The sequence below is a fragment of the Odoribacter sp. N15.MGS-14 genome, from assembly GCF_000980245.1.
Classification (GTDB): domain Bacteria; phylum Bacteroidota; class Bacteroidia; order Bacteroidales; family Marinifilaceae; genus Odoribacter; species Odoribacter splanchnicus.
Window position 1 is genome coordinate 1 of record NZ_LARE01000018.1, and the last position, 14,405, is coordinate 14,405.

At 43.8% G+C, this 14,405-nt stretch carries 12 protein-coding genes and 1 pseudogene; 4 read left to right on the plus strand and 9 right to left on the minus strand.

Annotation, left to right across the window (positions count from 1 at the left end):
• The 3 genes and pseudogenes from WS34_RS05880 to WS34_RS05890 form a co-directional block, all read right to left on the minus strand.
• Nucleotides 1–670 (minus strand): annotated as a pseudogene (locus WS34_RS05880) (hypothetical protein); the annotation flags it as partial.
• A 456-nt stretch (nucleotides 671–1,126) separates the two neighbouring features.
• Nucleotides 1,127–1,639, minus strand: coding sequence for a ferritin-like domain-containing protein (locus WS34_RS05885; RefSeq protein WP_013611464.1), 513 nt, complete (start codon nucleotides 1,637–1,639; stop codon nucleotides 1,127–1,129).
• A 199-nt stretch (nucleotides 1,640–1,838) separates the two neighbouring features.
• Nucleotides 1,839–3,098: a glycerophosphodiester phosphodiesterase family protein gene (locus WS34_RS05890; RefSeq protein ID WP_087381667.1), complete on the minus strand. Its 1,260-nt coding sequence runs from the start codon at nucleotides 3,096–3,098 to the stop codon at nucleotides 1,839–1,841.
• A gap of 363 nt (nucleotides 3,099–3,461) precedes the next feature.
• On the opposite strand from WS34_RS05890, the gene WS34_RS05895 reads away from it, so the two are divergent.
• The gene (locus tag WS34_RS05895; protein WP_013611466.1) at nucleotides 3,462–3,893 is read left to right on the plus strand and encodes an Hsp20/alpha crystallin family protein; all 432 of its coding nucleotides are present in this window, start codon (nucleotides 3,462–3,464) and stop codon (nucleotides 3,891–3,893) included.
• A gap of 33 nt (nucleotides 3,894–3,926) precedes the next feature.
• Here WS34_RS05895 and WS34_RS05900 read toward each other — a convergent pair whose 3' ends face one another.
• Complete coding sequence (locus WS34_RS05900) at nucleotides 3,927–4,547, minus strand: response regulator transcription factor (protein WP_013611467.1); 621 nt, start codon at nucleotides 4,545–4,547, stop codon at nucleotides 3,927–3,929.
• Nucleotides 4,534–5,241 (minus strand): hemerythrin domain-containing protein, encoded by a 708-nt coding sequence (locus tag WS34_RS05905; protein ID WP_013611468.1) that lies wholly within the window; start codon nucleotides 5,239–5,241, stop codon nucleotides 4,534–4,536. The genes WS34_RS05900 and WS34_RS05905 overlap by 14 nt, the downstream gene beginning before the upstream one ends.
• A gap of 218 nt (nucleotides 5,242–5,459) precedes the next feature.
• On the opposite strand from WS34_RS05905, the gene fldA reads away from it, so the two are divergent.
• Together fldA and WS34_RS05915 are read left to right on the plus strand one after the other, a co-directional pair.
• Nucleotides 5,460–5,969 (plus strand): flavodoxin FldA, encoded by a 510-nt coding sequence (gene fldA, locus WS34_RS05910; protein WP_013611469.1) that lies wholly within the window; start codon nucleotides 5,460–5,462, stop codon nucleotides 5,967–5,969.
• Between the two features lie 179 nt (nucleotides 5,970–6,148).
• On the plus strand, nucleotides 6,149–7,360 hold the full coding sequence (locus tag WS34_RS05915) for a zinc-dependent metalloproteinase lipoprotein (RefSeq protein WP_286693651.1): 1,212 nt from the start codon (nucleotides 6,149–6,151) through the stop codon (nucleotides 7,358–7,360).
• A 10-nt stretch (nucleotides 7,361–7,370) separates the two neighbouring features.
• Here WS34_RS05915 and WS34_RS05920 read toward each other — a convergent pair whose 3' ends face one another.
• From WS34_RS05920 to WS34_RS15460, 4 genes are read right to left on the minus strand one after another with little or no spacing between them, the layout of a single operon-like run.
• Entirely contained in the window at nucleotides 7,371–8,255 is an 885-nt protein-coding gene (locus WS34_RS05920) for a bile acid:sodium symporter family protein (RefSeq protein WP_046403733.1), read from the minus strand.
• Between the two features lie 11 nt (nucleotides 8,256–8,266).
• Nucleotides 8,267–10,144: an amidophosphoribosyltransferase gene (locus WS34_RS05925; RefSeq protein ID WP_046403734.1), complete on the minus strand. Its 1,878-nt coding sequence runs from the start codon at nucleotides 10,142–10,144 to the stop codon at nucleotides 8,267–8,269.
• A gap of 20 nt (nucleotides 10,145–10,164) precedes the next feature.
• Nucleotides 10,165–12,357, minus strand: coding sequence for a glutamine synthetase III family protein (locus WS34_RS05930; RefSeq protein ID WP_022159546.1), 2,193 nt, complete (start codon nucleotides 12,355–12,357; stop codon nucleotides 10,165–10,167).
• A 57-nt stretch (nucleotides 12,358–12,414) separates the two neighbouring features.
• Complete coding sequence (locus WS34_RS15460; RefSeq protein WP_013611484.1) at nucleotides 12,415–12,567, minus strand: NAD+ synthetase; 153 nt, start codon at nucleotides 12,565–12,567, stop codon at nucleotides 12,415–12,417.
• 734 nt (nucleotides 12,568–13,301) lie between these two features.
• Between WS34_RS15460 and WS34_RS05940 the strand changes: the two genes are divergently transcribed.
• On the plus strand, nucleotides 13,302–14,141 hold the full coding sequence (locus tag WS34_RS05940) for an alpha/beta hydrolase (RefSeq protein WP_046403005.1): 840 nt from the start codon (nucleotides 13,302–13,304) through the stop codon (nucleotides 14,139–14,141).
• The last annotated feature ends 264 nt before the right edge of the window (nucleotides 14,142–14,405 follow it).

The following is a 14,405-nucleotide window of genomic DNA, read 5'->3' on the forward strand; positions in this document are numbered from 1 at the left end:
CCCACTGGTAACAGGGTTGAACGGGATCACCCAGAGCGCTTTCCAAAGCCTTGGCAATCGGCCGCGTGGATTCGGATGCCGGTTTCGCAGACCTCTCCGCAATAAGCGTGTCGGGTTCGACAAAGGGTTTCAGAACCTGCGATGCCGACACCGAATCGGCCGATGTAAAGCCACTTTCCGGTAATGTTCCGGAAGCCGGGATCGTTTCCGAATTCCGGAACAAATAGGCTACCCCAATGACATCAGTCATCCCGTGCCATTGGCGCGTGGAGTTGGTCGTCCGAAAATGATCCTCCTTCAATCCTTCATGGACAATGAAATAGGATTTGACCTGATTGCTCCGATTCTTCGCAGCCGCAAGGTTCTCTGCGCAGGAACCGTAAGAGGAACAAAATCCCAGTACACGTACTTTCATATCGCCCGATTCGATCGAAAGTTTGTGTTGCCGGATGGAACGGGCAAGCGAATCGATAGCGATTGCATTTCCCTTGTAATCAGCCCAGAACATACGTTTTTCCGGAGCAAACCGGAAGACTGCCGTATCTCCCCGGACGAATGGTGCCACAGACATACCGGCCTCCTGCCCCGATGCCACACCGCAAGCAAACAACAGGATAGGCAGAAATAGCAGTCTGTACTTCAATTTCATCGGATGAATAGTTGTTCTCATTTCTTGTTTCTTTCCACCGGATGCGGCATCGAAAAACCCGTTCAAACCGCTAACGGCAGACAAAAATGTTGATTAAATCGTTCGTTTTTTCTGCTATCCGGATTAAATCACGGTTTAAAACGGAGTACGATGGAAATAACAAACAAATAAAGAACTGGGTAGGAAAATTTTAGCCGATATTTTTGCCTTTATTGTCCGCATTTGTTATATTTGCAGGCATAAACGAAGATTTAACCAGCATATTCTTACCTCTAAAAAACAATTAATATACTGGCATTATGCAAATGCATTAACAGGTCAAAACTTCTCGGAATGAGAGGAGAGATCCGAGATGGATTTTCTTTTTGGATTCTTAAAAATTATATTGACATTGACAGAAAAGACCGAATAATCATGGGGACGGGGCAATTGTGCGAAAGTTTCGCACAATTGCCCCGTCCCCGTGATTACAATAAACTATTTACCAAGGATTGATTTTTTCATCCGGGCAATATCGGTCAGATAGTCCTGAAGATCCTGTTCATGCTCTTCCTCCTCGGCCAGAATTTTTTTCGCCATATCACAGGTCGTAAAATCTTTACCATTTGTAAAGTCGGCAATTTCCTGATACCTCAGTATGGCACAACGCTCGGAAGCCACATTGTCATTCAGCAGACAAACAGAATCAAAGTCTTGTGGAGTATCGTATTTGCATCTTGCCAGTTCCGACCACTTTTGGGGATCCAAAACAGGAACGCCTTCCAGTTCGATGATACGTTTAGCAATCATTTCGGCATGCTTGCGTTCTTCATTGGCGTGTTCTTCAAACTCACTCTGTACATTCGGACGCATAGCACCTTCGACAACCAAAGCACCGATCCAATACTGATAGTATGCCAACCATTCTTCAGCCAATGCTGCGTTTAACTGTGAAATCAAGCTTTCCACATCCAATTTTCCTTGCAGGATTTTTACACTCTCTTTAGCCATAATTTTAGTGTTTAGTTCATTTTGTTCTTTTTATACGTACTACGGCCAAAGAAGTTGTTTGTCGTCCGATAGACCGGGAGATCTATTCGGAAACCTTCATCAAAATATTCAGGATCGTTATAATGAGGCAGGTATAGAAATCATATCCCCGCATTACAGCTATGCAGGAGGGCAACGAATCTACCCTCCCTAAATCCGGTCAGTTGTAATACCCTAATTGTTCCAATACTTTTTCAGCCTTTTCCAGCTTCTTTTTTTGCTGTAAATGATCCGGCAGGCCTGAGGTTGCATTCGACTTCAGATATTTTGCGGGCAACGTTTCCTGATAAAACCGGATAGTCATATCCGACTTATTGGTAAACATTCCATCGGCCCGGTTTTGTGCCGGCTGTCCGGCTTTCAATCCGGTATATTCCTCCATCTGCTCCACCGTATCGAAACTATAGGGATGAATGGCCATACCCGAACGGTAAATCAATTCACCGTTTCCGGGAGACAAAAGTTCATCATAATGATTAGGTGCCCCTGCAATACTAGGCCCCATAATCACAGCCCCGTTTTCTATACCGAAATTGATTTTGGCAGCATATTGCTCGGGGGTATTTTGTTTTAAGTCAGAAACGTCATTCCCTAACCACAATAAAAAGCAGGTAGGAATCCGTCGTGGGAAAGCTTCTTTCAGTTTTACCAGGCTCTCGTCCGAGAAAGTCTGCAAAATCACCCGGGCCGACGAATTTGCAATAGCTACTTTGCCCGCGGTTACCGGAATTTGTTTCATTTGTCCGGCATCCGGATGATACCAACCCAGTCTTTGTAATTCTATCACCAAATCTTTTTCCATACCCGGAAACAAATGAGGTTCTTTGGTTTCGGGATAAATACCGGGACGATTACCGTTATCGTCAGGATCTTTTTCGTAACGGGTGTGCTTTCTCCCCTGCCCGTCGATATCGTACACTCTTTTTCCTGCCCGGTCTCTGACTATGCGATAGCCCTCGGCTATACGCACGACATCTTCCAAGGTCAGTATGTCTAAGCCTTCGAATGCTTTTCTGGCCCGATCCGGATTCGCTTTGTTAAACCACGAACCGGCATCCAGTTGTCTCAGCTCTTCCAGGGTAAACTCCGAAACAGGCGAGTCGGCCCGATCCGGAAATACGGTTTCAACATTCGTCGTACGCCTCAGATTGACATCGTGCAGAGCAATCAATACCCCATCTTTCGTTCGTTGTAAATCCAGTTCCAGGTAATCGGCTCCGATATTACGGGCCCAACGCATGGCGGCTTCGGTTTCCTCCGGAGCCCAATACGTCGTACCCCGATGGGCTATAACAATATTCCGGGGTAAATAATCCAAAACTTCACGGGATTCAGGAGGTAAAGTCTTTACTTTTACCTCTCCGGGCAATATCGTTTTCCCGGTCGCCAGCATCAACAATACGGGTAAGAGCATTTTCATCGGTATTATTCTTTTATTAATAAGGCAAAAATAAAGAATAAAGCTGATATCCCCTCATTAAAAGCCCACGGGTTTGTTACAAAACCATGAAGATTTGGCAGACCTCCAAACAGATTTTATGACAATTTTTCCTTTATTCTGCCAAAACAACATAACACACTCATTACAAGTAATTTAACACACAAAGCATCTCTTTCTTCTTTCTTATTTATTATCAATAAATTACACATAATCTACAAAAAAAAATACGTATTTCCCCACGAATTGCGGCATACCGATTGCAATCTCCTAAAACGAACACGGTTTAAAATACCGGTTCTACCCAATGAATATGTTAAACTTAAATAATAGGAGGATTAAATTATGGTACCTGTAAGAAGAACACAGACTTGGTTACCGGATATCTTCAATGATTTCTTCGATAACACGTGGATGGAAAAAACCAATGCTACTGCACCGGCAATCAATATTCGGGAAACCGAAACAAATTACGAAATCGAAGTTGCTGCACCGGGTATGACCCGTGAGGATTTTACCATCAAAATCGAAAACAACAACCAGTTGGTCGTCAGTATGGAAAAGAAACACGAACAGAAAGAAGATAAAAAAGAAGAGGGACGCTATCTGAGACGTGAATTTTCATATACCCGCTTCCAGCAAGCGATGATCTTGCCCGATGATGTGGTAAAAGAGAAGATTCAGGCCAGGATGGAACACGGTGTATTGACCATCGATATCCCGAAACAAACGGTAATTCCGGAAGAAAAAAACGGACGAACGATTGAAATCAAATAATAAAAAATCCCGGATTGTTTCCGGGATTTTTTATTACAAATATTCTTTGATATCCTGCAACTCCACCAATTTATTTACAATCGCATAAATAGTCAGGCCTGCCGGACTATGAATCTGTAACTTACGGGCTATATTCCGTCGGTGAGTAATCACCGTATGGGCCGACAAATACAAGGCATCTGCAATTTCTTTATTAGTCATCCCTTTGACGACACAAGTAATAATTTCTTTTTCCCGGCTACTCAACACTTCCTGTCCGGCTAATTCTTCTTCTGTCTCTTCCCCGGGAACATTCAACAGGCGATTCAATTTTTCCCTGATCGTATCCGCATCGTCATATATAGTCAGAGACTCATCGTAATTCCGCAACACACCCTGATCGGCCACCGAACACATCAAAGCAATACATTTCACACCCGCATTCTGAGGCGTTTCTTTAAATTTACGCACATCGAAATATCCGGTAAATGACGGATTTACAATCAGAATTTCAGGCTTATGAAATCGTACACATTCATCCAACGATTCTTCGGAGACTAACTCTATCGGAAGAATTTTCAATCCCTGAATCCGCTTCAAGACCAATGCCAATCCACTACGGACGATCATCGATGTCTCGGCTATAGCAATCTTTAAAACTTCATCTTCCTGCATTTTCCTGTACTTTCTTTTCCAATTCTGCAATCAGAGGAACAAACATATAATCTTCTACCCGGCAATGTGAACACAAATCTTTTTCACAAGAATAAATATCGAACAATACGGTATTCAACAGATTATTATTCGCCCTGGAAGGATAATATTTGACAATAATATTCTTGAGTTCGGTCAGTTTAGTCTCGATCTGGTTATGACGTGCAACAAAAACACCGATATTATATCGCCCGGTATCCTCACCCTGCAATAGTGCATTCACATATTTAAAAACCACCTCATTCTCATATCCCATATGTGCCCGCACCTCGTTGACATATTCATCGTAAAATTTCAAAATCAGAAAAGCAACGTCATCCTGCGAACAATCGATGGCATCTATTAACCTCCGCCGGATCACCGGCAGATTATAATCCAGAAAATAAGAATGAGCCTGCTTCAAATATTCCATCAGGGCTTCAACCGATATCTGGTCATGAAACTCTTCGGACACACAACATTCCCCATCCATAAAATTCACAACAGCCAGAAAAGTACCCGTATGCACCCCCTGACGTTCACATACCTGCTGTACAGTCTGGTCACCGAATCCCAAGGATAACCCGAACCGACTCATCACCAGTAACAGGTTATAATTCTCACAAATCAGATCACTCATCTTATCTGTACCGGAATATTTTAAACGCTTATTCATTCTAAATAAATTTAATCATGCAAAATAAACATTTTATCCGATTCCAACCAATCCCTATTTTTAGGTATTTTTCAATAATCAGCCCATTAGTTTAACCACAATTAAAATTTTTTCGACATAATAAGCCACCCCATTTCTCTTCCGCTCCGTAAACAGAACAGTGATCTGCACAGAATAGATAAACAGTTGACTTATAATAACTTTAAATCACTATTTTTATGAAAAAAACAGGTATTTTTTACGGTTCCACCAACGGTGATACCGAATCTGTAGCGAATAAAATCGCTATTCAATTGGGGATCGGGAAAGAAGATGTACACAATGTCGCCGATACAACGCCCCATGCCGTACAACCCTACGAAGTATTGTTATTAGGTTGTTCGACCTGGGGAGTCGGGGAAATGCAGGACGACTGGAATGATTTCCTTTTCAAACTCAAAGATATGGATCTGAAAAACAAAACCGTCGCCTTGTTCGGATGCGGAGATTCGGTCAGTTTTAGTTCCAGTTTTTGTGATGCTTTGGGTGTCATCTATCACGAGCTTCAGCACACCGGTTGTACTTTTACGGGAGAAGTAGACCCCTCTGAATATCGTTTCGATGGTTCCGGTGGAGTTATCGACGGTAAATTTGTCGGGCTCCCGATCGACGATAATAATGAATCGGACCGAACCGATACCAGAATAAAAAAATGGACAGACCGCTTAAAAGTAACGGTTTTATCCTGAAGTCAGCCTGCTATGAGGCTACGATCGGTCGCTTTCCGAAGTCACCGATCGTATATGTTCCAATTCCGTACACCAAAATCTATTTTTACAGGCTGTGTGAAAACAATCTTTAAAACAACTTAAAGTGTCAAGTATATAAAGTCTTTTTTATACATTTGCATTCAATAAAAAAGATTCCGATGAAAATACAACGACTTATATTTCTGATTTTCACAACGATCGTAATGTTCGCCTGTGTGACCGATCACCCTTCACCCCAGGTATTGAAAATTTCCGAAAACACCCTCCGGTTTTCCGGTAACGGCGGTGTATGGAAATTAACGGTCAACAGTAACTGTGAATGGAAAATTACAGGAGGGGATACCTGGTGTACAACCGATAAAATGGAAGGCAGTAAAACGGCCGAAATATTAATTCAGGTAGATACCAACGACACCAAAGCCGAAAGAGATACCCGTTTTACTTTTACCTGCGACCAGAAAGAGGCTGAAGTACATGTATATCAGGATACAAGCGGCAACAACTATTATTATGAACTGCCCGTTATTTTTCATTTATTCTATGCGGATGAAACCGACAGTTTGCAAAATGCTTCCGGAGAATTCTTCACCAAAATGATCGACGAATGCAACCGTTTGTACAATACAGGTACCAACAGTATTCCTATGAACCTGAAATTGGTGACGGCTACCGAAGATCCTGCCGGTAATCCCCTGGCCGAACCCGGCATCGAACGCATCCTGAAAACCCCGGCAGCAGTCATGAGCTGTGAGGATTTCATGGCTCAAAGCAATACTTCGTTCAATTCATTCGTTTGGGACCTGAATAAATACATCAATGTATTTGTATATACCTTTAAAGAGGAGACCACGGCAGGCATCTCCCACCTCCCATACACCCCCCGTGAAAACAGTCTTCCGGGCCTGACTGCGAATAACCACTATTTCTCGAACATGCCTTCCTATACCCACTGTATTTCTATCAACAATACCTATATCACCGAGGATGACGTTTATACGACTTTAGCCCATGAGCTGGGCCACTATTTGGGGTTATTTCACGTATTCTCCGAACAAGAGTGCAACGAAACGGATTATTGTGAGGATACTCCCAATTATGACCGTAATGCCTATACCGAATGGCTGAGTACACTCACGCCTCCTTACAATTTTCAGGAAGTGGTCAAAAGAAACGGATGTGAAGGAGAAAGTTTTATATCTACCAATATCATGGACTATTTCTATTCATACCAAAACCGGTTTACCGCCAATCAATACAGCCGGGTACGCCATGTATTGGAAAATAGTCCCCTGATCCCCGGACCGAAAAACATCATTACAACGAAAGTGGCGCGGGAAGATATCGTTCCTGCAGCCAGAGCAATAGAGTAGCCTTCTGTTCTTATTTTCCTTTTTTCCACAACTGCCAGCTATTGATCATATTTTGCCACAGCACATACGAAGCAGGAGCGATGGAGGAAAGAGGGTTCAGATATACCTGTGCCATCCAGATAGCCAGGATGGTATTTTTCTGTCCGAGTCCCTGCCCTCCCGAAACAGGATCGCCATACCGCCGTCCGATACGCCTGCCCAGGATAAACTGCAGGACACAGATCACCAATGCTAATGCGGCCATCCACCACTCTTCCGTAATATCGGCATTCTCCTGATACACGATAAAATAAACCGTTTTCCCGGTTACAATGGTCAATCCCAACGCCCAAAGATAAAAAGAAAGAATTTGCAGTTTTTTCAACTGCCGGTGGAGAGACGGCAAAGCTTTCTCCAAAAACAGGGCCAATGCAAAAGGTAATATCAGGATAGGCATGACTTGCCGGCAAATGAAAAGTACGGAATTCCAGAAGGTCATATCGCTATGTTCTCCCAACAGAGTAAAGATCAAGGGAGATACGACAGCTACCACTAAACTACTCATCAAAGTATATGCCGCCAGACAGGCGACACTTCCTCCGAGCATTCCCGTGATCACTGCAGCAGCCGTTGCAGTCGGCGCCAAAACACAAATCAGACCTCCCTGTGCCACGACCGGATCGAACCACACCAATCCACCGTAAACCACCAAACACCCGACAACCTGAACAGCCAGCAACCACAGATGCAAACCACTGAACTTCAAATCGCGAAAAGACAATTTACAATATGTAATAAACAACATACTGAAAATCAGGTAGGGCGTTAAAAAAGCCAACTGTTGAAAGAATTCATAAAAAAATGCTCCCGACAACATGGCCAGCGGAAGCATCCAGGTCTTTATCTTTTGTAACACGACAAACGGATTTAGGAATTAAACCTTTTCTCATACCATTCCACAAAAGCCCCGTTCACCAGACGGTTTCCGCCCGGAGTGGGATAATCACCCGAAAAATACCAATCCCCGGAATGATTCGGACAAGCCTGGTGTAAATGATCTATCGTCTGATATACCACAGCTATTTCCGAAGGGCAATTCTCAGGGGTGATCATTTCGGCAATCTTAGCAGAAATCTCTTCGTCTGTAAAAGGAGCATAAATTTCTTTGACATAATTCACGACCTTTTCTTTGGGTAATGCTATCTGAGCCTTACTTTTGGTATACACCTCATCGATCACCCGTTCTAATCCCCTCTCTTTCAGCAAAGCGATAGCAGCATGAAAAGCGATAAACTCTCCCATCTTCGACATATCGATGCCATAACAATCCGGATAACGGATTTGAGGCGAAGAGGAGACAATCACAATCTTTTTGGGTTTCTGCCGGCAAAGGATTTTGATTATACTTTGCCTCAAGGTAGTACCCCGGACAATACTATCGTCGATAACGACGATCGAATCCACCCCTTCCCGTACTGTCCCATAAGTGGTGTCGTACACGTGGGCGGCTAAATCATTCCGGCTATTTCCTTCAGCGATAAAAGTCCTCAGTTTGATATCCTTGATGGCCAACTTCTCGGTCCGGATCTGCCGCGACAGGATTTCCCGGATCTGCGCGCTGCTCAGTTGTCCGTTCCGGGCACAGATCTCTTCACTCTTCTGCCGGTCCAACCAGGCTTCCAATCCCTGCATCATCCCATAATAAGCGATTTCTGCCGTATTAGGGATAAAAGAAAAGATAGTGTGATCCACATCATATCCGACACTTTTCAAAATATTTTCGGTCAGCAGACGCCCCAGTTCCTTCCGTTCGTTATAAATATCGCAATCACTTCCCCGGGAGAAATAAATCCGTTCAAAAGAACAGGGAGTTACCTCAACGGCCGGATGGATCGTACTTACTTTCATATTACCGTTCCGTTTCACAACGATACTCTGTCCGGGCATCAATTCTTTCACCTCTGTTACCGGCAAATCGAAAACCGTTTGAATAACCGGACGCTCGGAAGCAACGACGATCACCTCATCGCTGGCATAATAAAAAGCAGGCCGGATTCCATGAGGATCCCGGAAAGCGAAAAGATCCCCGCTTCCCAACAAACCGGTAATGACATATCCTCCGTCCCAGCGTGCCGAAGCTTCCTGCAAAATATGTTCGATATCGATATTCTCTTCGATCGCATCGTTCATCGCCTGACCGGCCAGGCCCTCGGCCTTGAATCTCCGGTAGAGGTGTTCCACCTCATAATCCAGTAAATACCCTAATTGCTCCAGTATAATAAAAGTATCCGCATTATGCCGGGGATGTTGTCCCCTTTCCACGATATACTGCAATATTTCGTCCACATTGGTCAGGTTGAAATTTCCGGCCAACGAAAGATTCCGGCTCCGCCAATTATTACGACGCAAAAAAGGATGTAGGTATGAAATCCCCGAACGCCCCGTTGTACTGTAACGCAAATGCCCCATGTACATCTCGCCGATAAAAGGCAACTCCTCGTCGGGCACCTCCGGTTCTATCCTCCGGCATTCGGTAATCGCCCGGTGGACAGCAGAAAAAATATCCTGAATAGCCCCCGTTCCTTCCGCCCTCTCCCGGAAGATATATTCTTCGCCCGGACGGACATTCAACTTTACCGAAGCCATTCCGGCTCCTTCCTGTCCACGGTTGTGCTGTTTTTCCATCAGCAGGTAAAGCTTATTCATCCCCCAAAAAACATCTCCGTATTTTTTCCGGTAGTATTCCAAAGGTTTCAACAACCTCACCATGGCAATCCCACATTCATGTTTAATTGCGTCACTCATAACATTTCCATTCCTGTTCGTTATCTCAAAAACAAAAGTTCCCGATATTTCGGCAACGTCCACATTTCATTATCGACAATCAATTCCAATTTATCGATATGAGCCCGGATCTCATCGAAGGTCGGGGCTATCCGGTCGTGATAAGCAATCGCTTTTTCCCGTATATCCCCCATCTTATTGATCACTTTCCGGGTTTCCACCATTGCCTCCACCTGGGTCTGAATACAGGTCATATGCCGGGCTATCTTCTCTATCAATTCTAAGTCTTGTTCGGCCAAAACCCTGGCTTTCTCTTTCGGGAAAATCGCCATAAACTTGCTTACCTTATCCAGCAACATACTCTGGTAACGCGAAGCCACCGGTAAGATATGATTCATAGCCAAATCTCCCAATATACGGGCTTCGATCTGTACCTTTTTGGTATATGTCTCCCATTTCACTTCAGCCCGGGCATGCAGTTCCACTTCGTTCAATACACCGGTTTCTCCGAACATCCGGATGTTCTCCTGGGCTAACAGACGATCGAAGATCAGGGGAACGCTGGTCTCACAATCCAACCCACGCCGGGCAGCTTCAGCCTTCCATTCATCACTATATCCATTCCCCTCGAACCGAATCGGTTTGCATGCCACCGTATACCGTTTTAACACCGTAAAGATAGCATTTTCTTTCGTATGTCCTTCAGCGATGAGTTTATCAATATCAGCTTTAAACTCTTTTAACTGATAAGCCACTGCCGTATTCAAAGTGATCATGGCATCGGCACAATTATCCGAGGAACCGACGGCACGGAATTCGAACCGGTTACCGGTAAATGCAAACGGTGATGTCCGGTTACGATCGGTCGTATCCCTGAATAGTTCAGGGATATGCGTAATCCCGTCCATCCTGAACCCAGTCTTTTTATCCAACTGAATCGCTTCATCCGATTGGCTGAATTCGATTTTATCCAGAATAGCCGACAACTGAGTCCCCAGGAATACCGACAAAATAGCAGGAGGAGCTTCGTTAGCTCCTAAACGATGGGCATTGCCTGCACTCATCACAGAGGCTTTCAATAAGCCATTCCGTCGATAGACCGCCATCAGGATATTCACCAGAAAGGTGATAAATTGCAGATTCTCTGCAGCAGAACGTCCCGGAGATAACAGATTCACTCCCGTATCGGTACCCAAAGACCAGTTGTTGTGTTTGCCCGAACCGTTGATCCCCTTGAAAGGTTTTTCGTGCAAAAGTACCCGGAAACAATGACGCCTCGCCACCACTTTCATGGTAGACATCAACAACTGATTGTGGTCATTAGCCAGATTGGTCTCTTCGAAAACCGGAGCAAGTTCGAACTGGTTCGGAGCCACCTCATTGTGGCGGGTTTTTACCGGGATTCCCAATTGCTGACATTCGTATTCCAGATCCTTCATAAAAGCAATCACCCGAGTCGGTATAGAACCGAAATAATGATCATCCAGCTGTTGATTTTTAGCACTTTCATGTCCCATCATCGTCCGGCCGGTAAGTACCAGATCAGGACGGGCCGCCCACAGGCTTTCGTCTACCAAAAAATATTCCTGCTCCCATCCCAGATAAGAGAACACTTTTTCCACCTTCGGGTCGAAATACCGGCAAATATCCACAGCCGCACGGTTTACTGCCTCGAGTGCCCTCAAAAGAGGGGCCTTGAAATCCAGGGCCTCCCCCGTATAAGCAATAAAGATAGTCGGTATACAAAGGGTCGTATCGACAATAAAGGCCGGAGAACTAGGATCCCAGGCACTATATCCCCGGGCTTCAAATGTATTGCGAAGACCACCGCTCGGAAAACTGGAAGCATCCGGTTCTTGTTGTATCAGCAACTTTCCTGTGAACTCTTCCAACACTCCTCCTTCGTGATCGGCCTCGATAAAAGCATCGTGTTTCTCCGCAGTTCCTCCCGTCAAGGGTTGAAACCAATGCGTATAGTGAGTAGCTCCCATATCCTGAGCCCACTGTTTCATTCCGGCAGCCACACAATCGGCTGTTTCCCGATCCAACGGGCTCCCGTTCTTCATCGTATTCATCAACGTTTCGAAACAAGCTTTCGGCAAATATTTCCGCATTTTGTCCCGATCAAAAACATATTTTCCGAAATACTCTGCCGGACGTTCGGCAGGTGCTTTTACTTCTACGGCTTTTCTTCCGATCGCCTCTTCAACCATTTTAAATCTAAGTGTTGTCATAATATTTATTGTTTAGGTGGTTCTTTATCTCTGTATACATCATCGGCCAACGGCATCTTACACCCTTCCCACAGCAGACAGGACCATTTCGCCGGGTAACGCCGGATCTGCACCACTATCCGCAGCCTCGTCAATATAGTCTATGTTCTTACTTTTATTCGAGAGAATATCTCCGACCATAACGTTCAACTGTGATAGTGTAATCTTCATAAGCCTGAAATTTTAAATCAAACGATAAGTGCCGGAAGTCTTTTCCCGGCAGAAGGAAATTGAAAAGTGTCTTTAGCCGTTCCCACAATCTGACAGTCCGGGAAAAAAGAGACGATTTGCCGATATTGTTTCAATAAAAACATCTGTTTTCAATATTCAATCTAAAAAAACAAGGGGATATATACGCTACAAAAAGTATTTTTCCAAACCCATTTCTTATTTTCATTAAAACCAAGACAAAAATACATATTTAGAACAATAATCAAATAAAATTTGAATTATTTTTCCACATATCCCCCCAAAAAAAATACACATATATCAAAATAAAACACAAATAATTCAATACATACCCCCCAATTTTACACACACATACAATAAAAATAGATTTTACTATAAAATCGATAGTTTCCAAAATAATCAGTAGGATCACTTTAGATTTTAATCTCCAAAACATTCTTTGTATCCGGTATTTTATGCCTACCAGAGTTTACGTCAAATGTTGCCCGTAACAGTCGAGGAAGATGAACCTTTACAAGAAATCCATATACAAAATGCAAATTTATGACGAAACTATTGAAAAATAATGACGTATTTGTTACATATCCGCAGGGACAAAATCAAAGAAAAACAAAAAAATATGCAGGAAAATATACAAGAAATAAATATCTTTACAGAGTATTTGCAGCAAGTTTTATATTGTTAATATCCGGTAACAAACCAATAAGTATACCCTTATGAAAAAAATAAGACTGATACAATTATTGTTCCTATCCTTATTTCTGATCGGGACATACCTCCCAACTCAAGCCCAGAAAATAGACACGATCTCGGTTTACAGTACGTCCATGAAAAAACAAATTAAAAATATCATTATCCTGCCTGCCAGCTATACCCAAAATACACAGAAAAAATACCCGGTAGCCTATCTGCTCCACGGTTATGGAGGATGTTACGATACGTGGGCCACCTATACAAAACCCGATCTGGCTCAAATGGCTTCTAATTTCGATATGATCATCGTATGTCCCGACGGCCTGAACAGTTGGTATTGGGATAGCCCCATCAATCCTTCCTACCGCTATGAAACTTATGTGAGCAAAGAGCTGATCAACTATATCGATTCCCAATACCGCACTTATAATAACCGCAAAGGAAGAGCTATCACCGGTTTCAGTATGGGCGGGCACGGTGCTTTATGGCTGGCTTTCCGTCACCCGGACACTTACGGAGCCTGTGGCTCGATAAGCGGAGGTGTCGATATCCGGCCTTTCCCCGAAAATTGGGAAATGAAGCAATTGCTGGGCCCCTATTCCGAGAATCCCCAGCGTTGGAACGAATATACCGTAATCAACCAATTGCCCTACAACAGCAAATCGGGACCTTTAGCCATCATTATCGATTGCGGATATTACGACTTCTTCTATACCGTAAATCAGAAATTACATGAAAAACTCCGGTATTACAATATTCCCCACGATTTCCTCACCCGTCCGGGCGGGCATACACACGAATATTGGAATAATGCAATAGATTATCAACTGCTGTTTTTTTATAAATATTTCCACCCTAATTGACCGAAAATCTTCGATAGATAAAAGACATTTCAAGCCCGCTAAGCATTTCTATCAGGTAGTGATATACATATTTACAACTTATAAATGTAGGTTTATTTTTTTTCTTTCTATTCCGATTCCGGGTTTTATCCCGTCAGACCGGTTCGCCTGGAACGATCCGCTAAGGCTTTCCTTCACTGACCGGCGGAACTCCTCACTTCGTTCGTCAGACACCACCGGTCGGACGTTCGGAAAACCTAACCGGTTCCTCGTTCCCGCTCCAAT

What these genes read in the sequence shown, in the direction of transcription:
- WS34_RS05930 (WP_022159546.1), bottom strand. Translation starts at nt 12,357, where the DNA reads ATGACAACACTTAGATTTAAAATGGTTGAAGAGGCGATCGGAAGAAAA.
- WS34_RS05895 (WP_013611466.1), top strand. Translation starts at nt 3,462, where the DNA reads ATGGTACCTGTAAGAAGAACACAGACTTGGTTACCGGATATCTTCAAT.
- WS34_RS05925 (WP_046403734.1), bottom strand. Translation starts at nt 10,144, where the DNA reads ATGAGTGACGCAATTAAACATGAATGTGGGATTGCCATGGTGAGGTTG.
- fldA (WP_013611469.1), top strand. Translation starts at nt 5,460, where the DNA reads ATGAAAAAAACAGGTATTTTTTACGGTTCCACCAACGGTGATACCGAA.
- WS34_RS05915 (WP_286693651.1), top strand. Translation starts at nt 6,149, where the DNA reads ATGAAAATACAACGACTTATATTTCTGATTTTCACAACGATCGTAATG.
- WS34_RS05940 (WP_046403005.1), top strand. Translation starts at nt 13,302, where the DNA reads ATGAAAAAAATAAGACTGATACAATTATTGTTCCTATCCTTATTTCTG.
- WS34_RS05890 (WP_087381667.1), bottom strand. Translation starts at nt 3,098, where the DNA reads ATGAAAATGCTCTTACCCGTATTGTTGATGCTGGCGACCGGGAAAACG.
- WS34_RS05905 (WP_013611468.1), bottom strand. Translation starts at nt 5,241, where the DNA reads ATGAATAAGCGTTTAAAATATTCCGGTACAGATAAGATGAGTGATCTG.
- WS34_RS05900 (WP_013611467.1), bottom strand. Translation starts at nt 4,547, where the DNA reads ATGCAGGAAGATGAAGTTTTAAAGATTGCTATAGCCGAGACATCGATG.
- WS34_RS05885 (WP_013611464.1), bottom strand. Translation starts at nt 1,639, where the DNA reads ATGGCTAAAGAGAGTGTAAAAATCCTGCAAGGAAAATTGGATGTGGAA.
- WS34_RS15460 (WP_013611484.1), bottom strand. Translation starts at nt 12,567, where the DNA reads ATGAAGATTACACTATCACAGTTGAACGTTATGGTCGGAGATATTCTC.